14 protein-coding genes are annotated in these 13,932 nt (G+C 71.7%); 2 read left to right on the plus strand and 12 right to left on the minus strand.

The genetic code is table 11. The features are described from left to right. Positions 1 to 11: 11 nt before the first annotated feature. Positions 12 to 329: a hypothetical protein gene (locus AB0N16_RS10045; RefSeq protein WP_365794920.1), complete on the minus strand. Its 318-nt coding sequence runs from the start codon at positions 327 to 329 to the stop codon at positions 12 to 14. 390 nt (positions 330 to 719) lie between these two features. On the opposite strand from AB0N16_RS10045, the gene AB0N16_RS10050 reads away from it, so the two are divergent. Then, positions 720 to 1,784: a chitinase gene (locus tag AB0N16_RS10050; RefSeq protein WP_365794921.1), complete on the plus strand. Its 1,065-nt coding sequence runs from the start codon at positions 720 to 722 to the stop codon at positions 1,782 to 1,784. Between the two features lie 86 nt (positions 1,785 to 1,870). Here the strand turns inward: AB0N16_RS10050 and AB0N16_RS10055 are convergent, their stop codons facing one another. From AB0N16_RS10055 to AB0N16_RS10075, 5 genes are all read right to left on the minus strand, one after another. Beyond that, positions 1,871 to 2,317: a hypothetical protein gene (locus AB0N16_RS10055; RefSeq protein WP_365794923.1), complete on the minus strand. Its 447-nt coding sequence runs from the start codon at positions 2,315 to 2,317 to the stop codon at positions 1,871 to 1,873. A 7-nt stretch (positions 2,318 to 2,324) separates the two neighbouring features. After that, positions 2,325 to 3,524 (minus strand): cyclic dehypoxanthinyl futalosine synthase, encoded by a 1,200-nt coding sequence (mqnC, locus tag AB0N16_RS10060; protein ID WP_365794925.1) that lies wholly within the window; start codon positions 3,522 to 3,524, stop codon positions 2,325 to 2,327. Between the two features lie 72 nt (positions 3,525 to 3,596). Next, on the minus strand, positions 3,597 to 4,640 hold the full coding sequence (locus AB0N16_RS10065) for a prepilin peptidase (protein ID WP_365794927.1): 1,044 nt from the start codon (positions 4,638 to 4,640) through the stop codon (positions 3,597 to 3,599). Further along, a complete protein-coding gene (locus AB0N16_RS10070; RefSeq protein ID WP_365794929.1) occupies positions 4,637 to 7,663 on the minus strand; it encodes a hypothetical protein in 3,027 nt (1,008 codons plus the stop codon). Before AB0N16_RS10070 ends, AB0N16_RS10065 begins: the two co-directional genes overlap by 4 nt. Positions 7,664 to 8,254: 591 nt before the next feature. After that, a complete protein-coding gene (locus tag AB0N16_RS10075) occupies positions 8,255 to 8,605 on the minus strand; it encodes an SsgA family sporulation/cell division regulator (RefSeq protein WP_365794931.1) in 351 nt (116 codons plus the stop codon). A 202-nt stretch (positions 8,606 to 8,807) separates the two neighbouring features. On the opposite strand from AB0N16_RS10075, the gene AB0N16_RS10080 reads away from it, so the two are divergent. Continuing rightward, positions 8,808 to 10,340 carry a sigma-70 family RNA polymerase sigma factor gene (locus tag AB0N16_RS10080; protein WP_365794933.1) on the plus strand — a complete coding sequence of 511 codons (1,533 nt, stop codon included), beginning with the start codon at positions 8,808 to 8,810 and terminating at the stop codon, positions 10,338 to 10,340. Between the two features lie 3 nt (positions 10,341 to 10,343). Here the strand turns inward: AB0N16_RS10080 and AB0N16_RS10085 are convergent, their stop codons facing one another. From AB0N16_RS10085 to AB0N16_RS10110, 6 genes are all read right to left on the minus strand, one after another. Next, complete coding sequence (locus AB0N16_RS10085) at positions 10,344 to 10,799, minus strand: pilus assembly protein TadG-related protein (RefSeq protein ID WP_351694536.1); 456 nt, start codon at positions 10,797 to 10,799, stop codon at positions 10,344 to 10,346. Positions 10,800 to 10,801: 2 nt separating this feature from the next. Next, entirely contained in the window at positions 10,802 to 11,218 is a 417-nt protein-coding gene (locus tag AB0N16_RS10090) for a TadE/TadG family type IV pilus assembly protein (protein WP_351694068.1), read from the minus strand. Then, a complete protein-coding gene (locus AB0N16_RS10095) occupies positions 11,219 to 11,671 on the minus strand; it encodes a TadE family protein (RefSeq protein WP_351694071.1) in 453 nt (150 codons plus the stop codon). Positions 11,672 to 11,700: 29 nt separating this feature from the next. Next, on the minus strand, positions 11,701 to 11,952 hold the full coding sequence (locus AB0N16_RS10100) for a hypothetical protein (protein ID WP_351694538.1): 252 nt from the start codon (positions 11,950 to 11,952) through the stop codon (positions 11,701 to 11,703). 73 nt (positions 11,953 to 12,025) lie between these two features. Beyond that, entirely contained in the window at positions 12,026 to 12,946 is a 921-nt protein-coding gene (locus AB0N16_RS10105) for a type II secretion system F family protein (RefSeq protein WP_365794935.1), read from the minus strand. Then, on the minus strand, positions 12,943 to 13,932 hold the full coding sequence (locus AB0N16_RS10110; protein ID WP_365794937.1) for a type II secretion system F family protein: 990 nt from the start codon (positions 13,930 to 13,932) through the stop codon (positions 12,943 to 12,945). Before AB0N16_RS10110 ends, AB0N16_RS10105 begins: the two co-directional genes overlap by 4 nt.

Consider the following 13,932-nt stretch of genomic DNA (forward strand, 5'->3'; position numbering starts at 1 on the left):
CTGCGTTCCGGTCAGTTGGCGGTGGCGGAGGCGGACACGGATGCGGATGCGGATGCGGATACCGACGGGGTGGCGGCGGTCGAGGGTGGCGCCGACGGGCGGCCGCTGGGCAGGCCGGCCTGACGGCCGATGCCGCCCTGCGGGCGCTCTCCGCCGGGGGCGTTGCCCGCGCGTGCGAAGCCGGGGATCAGCGAGTCCGGGGTGAGCGAGGTGCCCCAGCCCATGAAGGCGGCGCCGAGCACGCCCGTGTAGGCGAGGCAGACGACGCCGAGGAGAAGGCCGACGCGGCGCAGCAGCTTGGACCGGCGTCCCGAGGAGTCGACGAACACGGGCCCCTCGGCAGACCCGTTGCCTTGTTTGCGGCGGCGACCGCGCCCGACGGCGCGGCTTTCGATGGCAGGCTCGGATTGCATATCCCGAGATATTAGGGAGCCTTTATGTGACCGCCTTCGGAGTTCTTGTGAGGTGCCCATGAGAAACGCCTTAACCTGTCTTTTCACTGAGAGATTCTGTGAACACCTGCGGAGAGCACCACGGAGGGAAAACCTGCTCAACACCCCTTTTGTGGCGCACCATTCGCCCGATCCACACCTTTCATTCCATGAGTTTTCTATGTATCGATCGAACGGTTGAACACCATGTACGTGTGAGACGTTTTCCTTTCGAATCAGGGTTTGTTTCGACTCTGAGACACAAATCACGAGAGCGGGTGCATCTTAATGCGGGGTTTCCTGAGGCCAGCCGCTGGGCTTACCTGCCTGTTTGCCATGGCAGTGACGGGGTGCTCCTCGGGCTCCGACGGCACGTCGGACGCGGCGCCCGCACCGTCGAAGCGGGGTTCGGCCTCACCGAGCGCCACCGACGAGTCCAGCACATCGGATACATCAGGCACATCCGATACATCGAGTACGTCCTACGCGCCTTACGTCAGCGCGACGGAGGCCGCCGGCACGGACGACGCGGGCTCACCGTCGACGTACAACCTGGCCTTCGTGATCTCCGGCGGCAGCAGCTGCACTCCGCAGTGGAACGGGACGACCGCGATCGGCAGCTCGGCCGTGAAGTCCCGGATCTCCCAGCTGAAGCAGGACGGCGCGTCGGTCCGGGTGTCCTTCGGCGGGGCCTCCGGCAAGGAACTCGCGACGACCTGCTCCAGCGCCTCGAAGCTCGCCGCGGCGTACGGCGCAGCGCTGGACGCCGCGGGCTCCACCCAGGCCGACTTCGACATCGAGGGCGACACGCTGACCGACTCGGACTCGGTCGCCCTGCGGTCGCAGGCGATCGCGCGGCTCCAGAAGGAACGGCCGGACCTGGAGGTCTCCTTCACCCTGCCGGTGATGCCGTCGGGGCTCGACTCCGACGGCCTCGCGCTGCTGGAGTCCGCGAACAAGTACGACGTGCAGGTCTCCACGGTCGACATCATGACCATGAACTACGGCGAGTCGTACGACGGGGACATGGGCGACTACGCGGTCACCTCGGCGAAGGCCACGCACACGCAGCTGAAGAAGGTGTTCGGGCTGTCCGACGCGGGGGCGTGGGGCGGGATGGCGCTGACCTCGATGATCGGGGTGAACGACGTGGACGGGGAGACGCTCACGTTGTCGGACGCCGCCGACGTGCGGAGCTTCGCGGAGGAGAAGGGGATCGCCTGGGTCTCGATGTGGTCGACGTTCCGGGACCAGCAGTGCGAGAGCGGGAGTTCGGGTGACGACGACGCCGCGACCAACTGCAGTGGTGTCAGTCAGAGTTCGGGGGCGTTCGCGAAGGTGTTCGCGGGCTGAGTGCCGTCCGCGGGCCGGTGGGGGCTGGTCGCGCCCACGCGGCGGAGCCGCATGCTGATGCAGCCCGCGCCCCTTGCGGGGTGCCGCTACTTCCGTCGGTGGACAAGTCGCCCCGCGCACACCGTCGCGATGCACGCCCCCGCCTCGTCGAAGACGGCCAGGTCGGCTCTGGCTGTCACGACGAGCCGTGCGGGGCGCGGTGCGGAGACCACGGAGACGTCATTGCGTTCCGCCGCCGCCCGGAGTCCGGGTGAGTCGACGTACGCGTCCAGGACCACCACCGCTCCCAGCTTCAGCACGGCGTGCACGCGCTCGCGCGGGCTGGGGGCGTCCGGGAGGGGGCCGTCGTGGAGCCGGGCGGGGCCGAGGGACCCCGGCCACCGGCGCACCCGCGCCTGCGGGAACCCCTCGCACAGCTCCTCGTACGTACCCACGGCACCGATCCGGTCCTGTACGACCACCACGGCGCCGTTCTCGATCGGTTCGCAGTCCCAGGCGGCGAAGACCCGGTCCGCCGCGTGAATCGTCTCCACGGTCCGGTCAGTTGGAGGTGAGGAGCTTCAACTCCGGGTGCGCCGTCCCGCCCTCGATCGCCGTCGAGGAGATGTGGGACATCACCCGCTCGTCCACCGGGTCGTTCGCCGGGTCCTCGTGGACCACGAGGTGCTCGTACGTCGTCGCGCGCTGCGCCGGGACGCGGCCCGCCTTGCGGATCAGGTCGATGATCTCCAGGCGGTTGGAGCGGTGCTTGGCGCCGGCCGACGAGACGACGTTCTCCTCCAGCATGATCGAGCCGAGGTCGTCGGCGCCGTAGTGGAGCGAGAGCTGGCCGACCTCCTTGCCCGTGGTCAGCCAGGAGCCCTGGATGTGGGCGACGTTGTCCATGAAGAGGCGGGCGATGGCGATCATCCGCAGGTACTCGAAGAGCGTGGCCTGGGTACGGCCCTTCAGGTGGTTGTTCTCGGGCTGGTAGGTGTACGGGATGAAGGCCCGGAAGCCGCCCGTGCGGTCCTGTACGTCCCTGATCATGCGCAGGTGCTCGATGCGCTCGGCGTTGGTCTCGCCGGTGCCCATGAGCATCGTGGACGTGGACTCCACGCCCAGCCGGTGCGCGGTCTCCATGATCTCCAGCCAGCGCTCGCCGCTCTCCTTGAGGGGCGCGATGGCCTTGCGGGGGCGTGCGGGAAGGAGTTCCGCGCCGGCGCCCGCGAAGGAGTCGAGGCCGGCCTCGTGGATGCGGGTGATGGCCTCTTCGATCGTGACGCCGGAGATCCGGGCCATGTGCTCGACCTCGGACGCCCCCAGGCTGTGGATCACCAGCTGCGGGAACGCGTCCTTGATCGCCTTGAAGTGCTTCTCGTAGTACTCGACGCCATAGTCCGGGTGGTGGCCGCCCTGGAACATGATCTGGGTGCCGCCCAGTTCGACCGTCTCCGCGCACCGGCGCAGGATGTCGTCGAGGTCGCGGGTCCAGCCCTTCGCGGTGTCCTTGGGGGCCGCGTAGAAGGCGCAGAACTTGCACGCCGTGACGCACACGTTCGTGTAGTTGATGTTCCGCTCGATGATGTACGTGGCGATGTGCTCGGTACCCGCGTACCTGCGGCGGCGTACGGCGTCGGCGGCGGCGCCCAGCGCGTGCAGGGGCGCGTCGCGGTAGAGGTCGAGCGCCTCTTCCGGAGTGATCCGCCCACCGGCGGCGGCACGGTCGAGGACAGACTGGAGGTCGGCCTTCTCGGTCACCAGGGCGTCCCTTTCGTCAAGGGTTGTGGACAGACCTGGCCAGCCTACGCCAGGCCTCCGAGCGGCCCGACCTCAGGCCGTGTACGCGCCGACCAGCAGCCCCGCGAAGGCGCCCGCGATCAGGAACGGCCCGAACGCGATCGCCGTCTTGCGTCCGGCCCGCCGTACGACGACGAGCGCACCGCCGTACAGCGCGCCGAACAGGAAGCCGGCGAAGGTCCCGAGCAGCACGGTGGGCCAGCCGTACCAGCCGAGGACGGCGCCCATGCCGAGCGCGAGCTTCACGTCGCCGAAGCCCATCCCGCCGGGGTTGATGAGGAAGAGGACGAAGTAGGCGCCGCCGAGCGCGAGGGCCGCGTAGAGGGCGGTGAGCCAGTCACCGGCGTGCTCGGGGAGCAGCACGGCCCCACCGAGGAGGGCGAGTGCCGCGGCCGCGAGGGGGAGCGTGAGGGGGTCGGGGAGGCGCTGCACCCGGAAGTCGACCACCGCGAGCAGCACGCCCACCGGCGCGAGCACCAGCCAGACGGCCAGCTCGGGACGGGTACCGGTGGCGAGCGCCAGGGCTACGCAGACCAGCGCGGTGGTGACGGCTAGGGGGGTGGTGCGGGGGCCGTAGACGGCGCGGGGACGAGCGGGGGGCGTGCGCCGCTTCCCGGGCGCGGGCGGGACGGGGGGAGCGCCGGGCGCGGACCCGTCGCCAGGCGCGGGCGGGACGGGGTGGGCGCCGGGCGCGGACCCGTCCACAGGCGCGGGCGGGACGGGGTGAGCACCGGGCGCGGACCCGTCCACAGGCGCGGGCGGGACGGGGTGAGCGCCGGGCGTGGGGCTGTCGTCGGGGGCCGGTGTGGGGTGCTTGTCGGGGGGTGGCGTGGGGTCGGTCGTGTGCGCCGGTGTGAGGGGGGAGTTCTGCGCCCCCTCGTCTGTCGGGCGCTCCGTGCACTCCGCGCAGCGCGCGCGGCCCAGCCAGCCCCTGAGCGGGTGGCCCGCGGGGCAGGTGGTGCGCCACTGCTCCCCCGTCGGCGCCGAGAAGCGGTACGCGGCGCGGGGCAGCAGGGTGCCGGCCGCCGCACCCCAGAGGGCGGCGGCGGCCGGGAGGGCGAGGTCCAGGGCGGTCATCCTGTCGCGGCGGCGCCCTCGCGCCAGGTCGGCAGGAGTTCGTCGAGGAGTGCCTCGGTACGCGGGGGCAGGCCGCGCGCCCCGCTGCGGGTGACGAGGTCGGCGGCGAGGGCGCGGACGCGGTCCGGGTCGCCGGTGGCGTGGGTGGCGCGCAGCAGCTCGTTCCAGAGGCGCTCGTCGGCCGCGGCGGTCTTCAGCGCCGCGCCGAGCGCCTCGATCGCCTTCTCCGCGCGGTCCTTCTCCAGGTGGAACGCGGACAGGGCGAGGCCGATGTCGGCGACCAGCAGCGGGAGCTGGGCGTCGATGATCTCGTGGGTGAGCCAGCGGTACCGGCTCTCCGCGCGGTCGGCGAGCAACGGGCCACGGACGAGCACGAGCGCGTCGGTGAGGAGGCGGCCGCGGACGGCGCGGCTGTCGACGCCCTTGCCCTGGGTGGCCTCGTAGTAGAGGGAGCGCAGCACGTCCAGGTCGGAGACCACCGACTTGGCGAGCATGAGACGGCCGGTGGCGTCGGCGCGCAGCCGCGGGCTGCCGTCGGGGTCGGTGCCCAGCCAGGCCCGCAGCCGCTCGAGGAGCGCGTCGCGGACGTCCTCCGTCACCCCGCGCGGCCACAGCGCGGACGACAGCACGCGCGGGTGCACGCCCTCGCGGTGCAGCAGGAGGAGCGCCAGGGCCTCGTGGAGAAGCGCGCTGCGGTCCCCGTCCGGGGTGTCGAGGCCCATGATCTCGTACGGTCCCACCAGCCGCGCGTACACCGCGGGCCGCCCCTGCTCGCTGATGTCGACGAGGAACGGCGGGGCGTTGGTCGGCCCGTCCGGGTCTCGCTCGGGGTCGGCCTCCACGAACAGTTCGACGACCGCGCGCTGCTGCACGGCGGGCAGCAGCTGGGCGTCCAGTTCGAGGCCGAGGAGCGGGGCGAGGAGCTTGCCGTCCGGGGTGATCTCCATCGCCCAGGAGGCGCCCGGCAGGTCGGCGCTCTCGGTGCCGACCAGATAGCCGATGCCCAACCGGGCGGCGTCGGCGGCGAGTTCGGCGAGCCGCACCGCGTCCTCGGCGGACGGCTGGGCGGCGAGCAGCACCAGGTTCGGCGCCCAGCGGGTGTGCTGGGCCGGGCCGGTGCGGCCGGTGAGGACCGAGTCGTGGCCCGCGGCGCCGAGCGCGCCGCGCCGCTGCCGGGTCTCCGCCTCCATCGCCTCGAACAGCGCGTCCACGTCGTCGAGGTGCCGCAGCCGGTTGGGCGCGAGCGGGGTGAGATCGGCGCCGAAGCCGACCAGGGTGATGGTCATGCGGTCCGACCAGCCGTTGGTGGCGAGTTCGGCGGCGACCGAGGCGAACACGGCGGCCCGGTCGGCCTCCCGGCCGCTCAGCGAGACGATGCCGGGCACGGCCTCCAGGTTGAGCAGCAGCCGCGAGTCGTCCATGGTGCCGAGGCTGACCAGGCCGGGGTACGGCGCCGCGGCGTCGGTGTCCTCGTAGCGCTCGGCGTCGGCGCGGGTCAGCGTCCAGAACGTCTGGTCCTGGCCGAGCTGCCAGGGCGCGGGGGGCTTGCCCGCGGGCTGGGCGAGTTGCAGATGCAGATCGCCGTGGCTGAGCCAGGCCGCGTAGACCACCGGCAGCGAACGTGACTCGGCGGTGAGGGCTGCGGCGAGTCCGCGCAGGGACCGGTCGAGCAGCCGTACGCCTTCCGGGTCCGCGCCGACCAGGAGCGCGTCCTGCACGTCCTGGGCGTCGCCGGTCGGGGTCGGCGGCTCCATGCCGCGCCGGCCGCCGACGGCGCCGAGCGCCGACTGCCACAGGGCCTGCCGGCGCCGCCGACCGAGGGCGGCGAGGAGCCCGGCGGCGAGGAGCGGGGCACCGAGCAGCGCCTCGGACAGCCCGAAGGCGGACCCGAAGACCGATCCGGAAGCCGATCCGGAAGCCGATCCGGAAGCCGATCCGGAGGAGGAGTGGCCGGAGGCGTCGTGTGCATGGGCGGCCGTGCCGGCGTCACCGGCCTGGCGCTGGCTGGGCACCGAGATCTGCGCGGTGGCCCCGTCCTCGCCCGCGTGCTGCCCGCCCTGCCGCTGTTGCTGGTGCTGCTGGGCGTGGTCGCCGGTCCTGGCGTATTCGCTGATCTGCTGCTGGACGTCCGGCGAGACGTGCGCGTCGGGGTTCTCGACGAGTTCACCGCCGTGGGCGTCGCCGGGCATCTCCATGATCCAGCCGGGCCGGATGAGGCTGGCCTCGGAGAGCCGGGAGCCGTCGGGCTGGATGCGGTCTTTGTTGAGCTCGTAGATCTCCTTGTACCGGCGGCCGTCGCCGAGGTGGCGCTGCGCTATCTCCCAGAGGGAGTCGTGGTGACGGCCCTCGGGCGGCTGGATCCGGTAGTACTTCGTCGCTCCGTGCGTGGCGGCGGTGGAGCCGTGCTCGGCCTGGGCCTGGGCGGCGACATGGCCGGCCTGCTCGGCGAGGGCGGCGGCGGTGGTCTTGGCCTGCTCCTGCTGCTGGGCGAGGAGGCCTGGGGTCGCCTGGGCGGCGGCCACCGTCCCCTTCTGGTTGCCCTCCATGCTGTGGCCGAGCTGCGACAGGCCCGGGGTGAGGCTGGCGGCGGTGGCGCCGAGCAGCAGCAGGGCCGCGACCAGTTGCCGGGCGAGCAGCTGGCTGGGACCGGCGCCCGGGACACGGCTCGGCAGGCCGACGCCGGAGACGGCGGCCTTGACCTCCACCAGCACGCAGGCCGTGAACTGGGCCCAGGCCAGCCACACGATGACCGTCAGGGTGTTCAGGAACGTGTCGACGCCGATCGGCTGCGACAGCCAGTCCATCTTCGGCGCGCTGTGCGGCAGGGGCCAGCCGACGGTCACGGCGAGGGCGCCGGGGACGCCGACGACGAGCACGAGCAGCGCCACGAAGGCGAGGAAGGCCTTGACGAAGTCCCCGAACGTACGCCGTCGCACCCGCACCGGCTGCGGGGTCCGGTTCCGCGGACCCGACGGGTTCCCCGTCGGTCTTCCCGTCGAGCTTGATGTGCTGCGTCGCGCCATGGCGGGTGTCCTGGGGTCGTGTGTGGAAGGAGTGGGCCGGGGGCGCATCGAGCCTATCGAGGTCCCCCTGACGATCCTATTGACTGGCACCGACAGCGTCGAAGGGAAGAGCCGCGAACGGCGGCCCGTTTCCTCCCCTTTCGGCAAATGGGGCCCCATTGGCCGGAGTTACCGCCACCCGGCCCGCACACCGCCTCTCCACATGCCCCACACAACCCCCCACCAGCGCACAAGGGACTGTCATACCCCCCTGCCAGCTTCGTTCACAGCCGCACACATGCCGAACTCCGGGGGGACTCAACCGTGGCCAGCCGCACCCCGACCCTGCCCGTCCTGGCGGCCGGGCAGACCAAGGCGTGGATCAAGACGTACACCGGCAAGAACCTCACCGTCATCGGCGAGTTGCCCGTCTTCGACCCCAAGGTCGTCGTGGGCAGCGGCGGCAGGGGCGCGCCGTCACTTACTGCACGGACGAGAGCACGCGAACTCCCCGACGGCACCTTCGACACCACGCAGGAGATCACCGCCCAGGAGATCACCGCCCTGGAGATCACCGCCCTGGAGATCACCGCCCAGGGGAGATCCAGTCCGTCAACCGCTGACCCTCAGGGAGGACAGCAGGAAGCGGGTGAGGGCGGACGTGGCGAAGCTGATCGCCGCCACGCCCTCCTCCGCGCGGAGTTCGACGACCGTGCGGGCCGGGCCGTACGGACGTACGTGCACATTGCCGAGCGCGGCCGGACCCTCCAGGCCCTCCTCCAGCAAGGCTCGCGCGAAGCTCCAGGTGACCTCCTCGCCGTCCAGGGAGATCCACGGCGGGAAGACGAAGTGCACGGCTTGCGGGTCGGCCGAGGTGTAGCGAAGCGTCGCGGGGACCGCCACCTCCTGCTCGTCCGCGGTGAGCAGACGGGCACCGGTGGGCTGTTCGAGCGTGATGGGCACGGGATTCTCCGGGTGCGGTGCGGTGCGATGCAGGTCGTCGTAACTGTGAGAGCGCCCGGCGTCCGTTTGATTACGCGGGAAACACAAGCGAGTTGAGTGACATGTGTCACTTTTCCAGGTGCTTGAAACTTTGCTTGAAAGTTTTGCCATCTACAGTGACAAATCCTTCCCCGCCCCACGCCGGCAACTGGAGCGTTCCGCCATGCACGACGGTTCCTCTGCAGTCATCAGCACCACCGCCTACGCCCGGATCTACGAGGAACAGCAGCCACGTCTCGTCGCGTATGCCCGCTCCCTCACCAGGAACGCCTGGGTCGCCGAAGACCTCGTCGCCGAGGCGCACTTCAGGGTGTGGCGGCGACTGGCCGAGGGGCACGAGATCGACAACGTGTCGGCGTATCTGATGACGACCGTCCGGCACCTCGCGTACGCCGCCGGCGGTGCCGTCCGCGAGACGCCCCGGGATCCGCACGAGGACGAGCAGGCCGAGCCGGGCCGGCACGGCGCCGACCCGGCCGAGCAGGTCTCCTCCGTCGATCTGCTCGTGCGCGTACTGGCCCAGTTGCCCGAACGCTGGGTCAAGGTCCTGTGGCTGGCCGAGGCGGAGGGCCAGCCGCTGGCGCAGATAGGTCCGCAGCTGGGCACCAAGGAGGGCGCCACCGCCGTCCTGCTGCACCGCGCCCGCGAAGGCATGCGGCAGGCCTTCCTGCGCACGCAGACCGGCGCGCCGGACGACCCCGCCTGCCAGGTCCACTGGAGCCGGATGCCGGCCTACGTGCGGGGCACCGCGACGGAACGGCAGTCCGACCGGCTGCTCGGCCACGTGGACGCCTGCGACGACTGCCGCGCCCGCCTCGCCGCCCTGATGACCGCCAACGACCGGCTCCCGGCCCTCGTCGGCCCGGCCCTGCTGGTGTTCGCGGTCGGGGGTACGGCGGGCAAGTTCCTGCTCACCCTGACCGCCGCCGGGGCCGCGGCGGGCGGGCACGCGGGCGGGGGCGGACTCGGGGGCGGCCTGCTGCACGGCGTACGGCAGGTCACCACCGTCGGCGGTACGAAGGCGCCGGTGGCGATCGCGGCGGGCGCGATGGTGGCCGGTGCGGCGGCGCTGGTGCTCATACTCGGCCCGGGCGGGTCCGCCTCGGTCCCGGCCCTGCGGACACCGGTCGCCGACGCGCCGGTGACCCAAGTCCCGGTGACCGGGACGCCGGTGGTGCCGGAGGAGGCGCCCGCGGCGACTGGGAAGGGCGGCGGTGCGGGGGCGGCACGGGCTGAGCGTGTGGGCGGGTCCTGGGATACGGCCGAGCAGGTGCGTACGGTCGTCACCCGGCCGTCGGACACCGGTGGGGCCGCGTCGGATGCCGGCGGGGCGGCCTCGGGAGGCGAGGGGGACGGCCAGGCCGCGCCGCCCGTGACGACCGAGCCGACGCCGTCCGAGCCCACGTACCCGACTCCCCCGGCCGACCCGGCTCCACCGACGGAACCCACCGAACCGACTCCCCCGGCGGAGCCGGAAGACCCCGCTCCCCCTGCCGAGCCGACCGACCCGGCCCCCGTGGACACCCCGCCGACCGAGGACCCCGACCCGGCTCCGGCCACCCCACCGGCCGACGACTGCACACCCGGGCACGGCGACGGCAACGGCAACGGCAACGGCAACGGCAACGGCAACGGCAACGGCAAACATAACGGCCAAGTCCCGCAGCAGCAGCGGCAACAGCCGTCCGCCGGGTAGCCCTCAGCCGACCTCGTTCTCGGCGGTCGCCTGGCCGTGCACCACGATGGCGCCGCCGTAGAACATGCCCGTGAAGACCGGTTCGTAGGTCAACTGGACCTCGACCTGGACCTGTTGGGCGTCGGCAGCGACGCAGTGCGTAGCGGCGATGTCGGCGCCGGACATGTCCATCTCGCGGGCGAAGGTCTTCACCCGGGCGTCGCAGTCCTGGAAGTTGATCGGCGCGGTGCCCTGACCCTCGTACAGCTTCTCCCTGTCGATGTCCTGCGCCGCGTACCGGGCCGCCTGTTCCGCGATGTCGGCGGCGCGTTCGCGCTTGGAGATGGACAGGCCGCCGTCGATGACGAAGGCGGACAACGACAGGAACACCAGGGCGAAGATGATGACCGCGCCGGCGCCCGAGCCCCGGTCGTCGAGACGGAGCCGGCGCACGGCCCACCAGTTGCGCAGCAGCGCGATGCTCACGCCGACCTCCGGAACGGGTCCAGCGGCGAGGAGAAGCTCGCGGTGAGGGTGGTCGGGATGTCCAGGCCCAGCATGGCCAGGCCCCGCACCTCGCAGCTCACTTCGACCGTGAAGATGGTGTCGGGCTCGAAGCCCGCGCTGGTCTGGACGACGGAGACCGGGCCGGAGCAGACGTCCGACAGGTCGGCCTCGGCGGCCTTGCGGGCCTCCGACATGGCCGTGGCGTGGTCCTTCTGGATGGACCCGGCGCGGGCCGCGTCGCGCGCGGCGCCGTCGACCGCGCCCCGCCCGTCGACGAGCTGGCCGAAGGCGACCAGGACGAGAATGAAAAGGATCATGACCGGGGCGAGGATGACCACCTCGATGGTCGACAACCCCCGGTCGTCCACGGCTTTTTCCCTTACGGAGGACATCTAGTTCTTATCCTCCACGAACCGCTCGACCGGCCCCGAGGACTGCGCGTGCACCGTCAGGTCCAGGCCCGGGAACACCGTAGGGATGCGAGCCGTGATCTCGACGCCGACCGTGTTCTGTTCCGGCTGGAGCATCTTGACGTCGGGCGACAGGACCAGCTGCGGCCCGAGTTGGCTGATGTAGGAGTCGACCACGTCCTGCGCCTCGCCGCGCCAGGCGCCGGGCTCGGCGTCGGCGGTGGCACGGGCCTTGCGGGCGCCGGCCTGGGCCGCCGCCTGGGCCACGTGGTCGGCGAAGAAGTACAGCGCGAACTGCACGGTCGCGAAGATCATGAAGAAGAGGACGGGGGTGAGGAACACGAACTCGATCGCGGTCATGCCCGAGTCACCGCGCGCGGCGGCAGCCCGGCGGCGCACCCAGCCGCGCAGGCCTCTGCTCACGCCCACAGACATCCCCGTCACCCCCGTCGTCGTACGTGCGCTCAGCAGGTCCCGCTCGCGTTGGCGCCCTTGATGCAGTCGCCGACCTTCTTGGCGCCGTCGCTCAGCGCGGCGTTGATGATGGCGGCCACGACGCCGACGATCGCCACGACGACCGCGGAGATGATGACCCACTCGACGGCGGAGGCACCGCGGTCGAGTTCGCCGGAGCGGGCACGCTGCACGCGGCCCTGGAGAAAGGTGACGAGGAAGTCCATCGCCGGGATCCCGGTGCTGAAGTTCCTCCCGGTCAGGTTCCGTCCGCTCATGGTGGGTTCTCCCGTTACTTTGATCGAATCAGCAGTTGTCGAAGGTCTCTGGAACAGCTCACACCTGGAACACCCGCATCGCCGCCGGGAAGATCAGGAAAACCAGGAAGCCGGCGCACAGCAGCAGCTGGGCGACGAGCATCGACTGGGACTTCTCGCCCGCGCTGCCCTCGATCTCGGCGAGTTCGCGGTGGCGCATGGTCTCGGCGCGGGAGGCGAGGGACTCACGGACCTTGGCGCCGTCGTCCGCGACCAGTGCCAGCGAGGCCGACAGGTCCTTCAGTTCCTCGACGCCCAGCTCCTCGCCGAGCGCGCCGAGGGCCTGCCACTGGCTGACGCCGGTGATCCGGGCGTCGGAGAGGGCGTTGCGGATGCGCTGGTTGGCCCAGCCGTCGGAGATCTCGGCGGCCGCCATCAGCGCCTCGGGCAGGCCACGGCCGCCGGCGAGGCTCATCGACACCAGGTCGAGGTAAGCCCCGATGACCCGCTTGAGGTCCCGGCGCTTCTCGGCCGCGTCCCGTCGTACCTCCAGGTCGGGCAGGAAGAAGAACAGGGCCGAGCAGACCAGGGCCAGCCAGACCGGGATGACCGGGCTGTGGCCGAAGCCCATCGTGTAGACGACGGCGAACAGGAACGGCCCGAAGATCAGGCCGCCGGCCGCGAGCAGCACCTTGGTCGCCAGGAACTTCTCCCAGCTGCGGTCCAGGACGGCGAGGTCGGCCCGCAGTGAGCGCTGTTCCCAGCCCTGCTGCCGGTAGAACTCGGCGACCCGTTCGCCGACGTCGGCGCGCAGTGAGCCGATTCGGCCGGTGTCCCGGGTCCCCCGCGCCGACTCGTAGGCCGCGCCGCGCGCCCGCATCGCGTCGATACGGGCGACCTGGGCGACGGCGCTGCGCTTGGACGGCATCAGGGCCCGGATCAGGGCGTAGACGCCCAGTCCGAGGGTCACGCCGACGAGGATCGGCATCGTGAGGTTCATCGGCGTACTCCTTCCTCGGTGGGCAGCTGCTGCTGGCCCGGCTGACCGGGCTGCCCGGGCGCGGTGCGGGGCGGTCGTACGAACTGAACGGAGGACTGGTCGCGGACCAGGAACCGCTCCGGGGTCTCGATGGTGGACAGCTTGCGCAGCCACCAGAAGCCGAGCGCGAACAGAGCGCAGACCAGGGCGAGGACGAGCTGGCCGACGGCGGTGCCGTACGGCGAGACGAAGTCGCGGTTGAAGACGGCGAGGCCGAGGACGAACGCCACCGACACGGCGACCACGATCTGCACCGAGCGCCGGGTGGACGCCCGCTGGGCCATCACGCGCTGGCGCATGTCGACCTCTTCGCGCGACGACTTGGCGAGCGCGCCGAGCACCTGGCGCAGACCCGGGCCCCGGAGGCGGGCGTTGAGAATGAGCGCCGCCACGATGATGTCCGCCGACGCGTCGTTGATCTCGTCGGCGAGGTGCTGGAGCGCGTCGGGGAGCGGGGTGCGGGCGCGCAGCCGGTCGACGAGGGCGTCGAGGTGTGGGCGGAGGATCGGCGCGGCGGCGCGGGCGGAGGCCGGGATGGCCTGCTCCAGGCCGACCGCGCCGGCGATGGTGTCACGCAGCGACTCGGTCCAGGAGGCGAGCGCCTCCACGCGCTTCATGGCGGCCCGCTCCTCGGCGGCGCCGCCGAACAGCTTGTCCCAGAAGAAGACCAGGACACCGGCGGCGACACCGGCCACCGCCCAACGGGTCAGCAGCAGCACGGCGAGGCCGATGATGGCTGCGAGGGAACCGCGCTGACCGGCGAACCGGATGAGCTCGGCGGCCCGTTCGTTGGCCTTCTGCTTCTCGTGGTCGGGTTTGGCGGGCAGGCCGCGGATGGCGAGGATCAGCAGCGCGAGCCCGCCGCCGACGGCGACACCGCAGCCGAGGGCGTAGAGGACCGGGACGGAGAAGAGGCCGCCCATGGAGCCCAGGGAACCCAGGTTCAT

The sequence above is a fragment of the Streptomyces sp. NPDC051105 genome (assembly GCF_040682795.1).
Taxonomy (GTDB): domain Bacteria; phylum Actinomycetota; class Actinomycetes; order Streptomycetales; family Streptomycetaceae; genus Streptomyces.

Coding starts and splice junctions, on each gene's coding strand:
- AB0N16_RS10050 (WP_365794921.1), top strand. CDS start 720: ATGCGGGGTTTCCTGAGGCCAGCCGCTGGGCTTACCTGCCTGTTTGCC.
- AB0N16_RS10065 (WP_365794927.1), bottom strand. CDS start 4,640: ATGACCGCCCTGGACCTCGCCCTCCCGGCCGCCGCCGCCCTCTGGGGT.
- AB0N16_RS10070 (WP_365794929.1), bottom strand. CDS start 7,663: ATGGCGCGACGCAGCACATCAAGCTCGACGGGAAGACCGACGGGGAAC.
- AB0N16_RS10080 (WP_365794933.1), top strand. CDS start 8,808: ATGCACGACGGTTCCTCTGCAGTCATCAGCACCACCGCCTACGCCCGG.
- AB0N16_RS10090 (WP_351694068.1), bottom strand. CDS start 11,218: ATGTCCTCCGTAAGGGAAAAAGCCGTGGACGACCGGGGGTTGTCGACC.
- AB0N16_RS10095 (WP_351694071.1), bottom strand. CDS start 11,671: ATGTCTGTGGGCGTGAGCAGAGGCCTGCGCGGCTGGGTGCGCCGCCGG.
- AB0N16_RS10105 (WP_365794935.1), bottom strand. CDS start 12,946: ATGAACCTCACGATGCCGATCCTCGTCGGCGTGACCCTCGGACTGGGC.
- AB0N16_RS10110 (WP_365794937.1), bottom strand. CDS start 13,932: ATGAACCTGGGTTCCCTGGGCTCCATGGGCGGCCTCTTCTCCGTCCCG.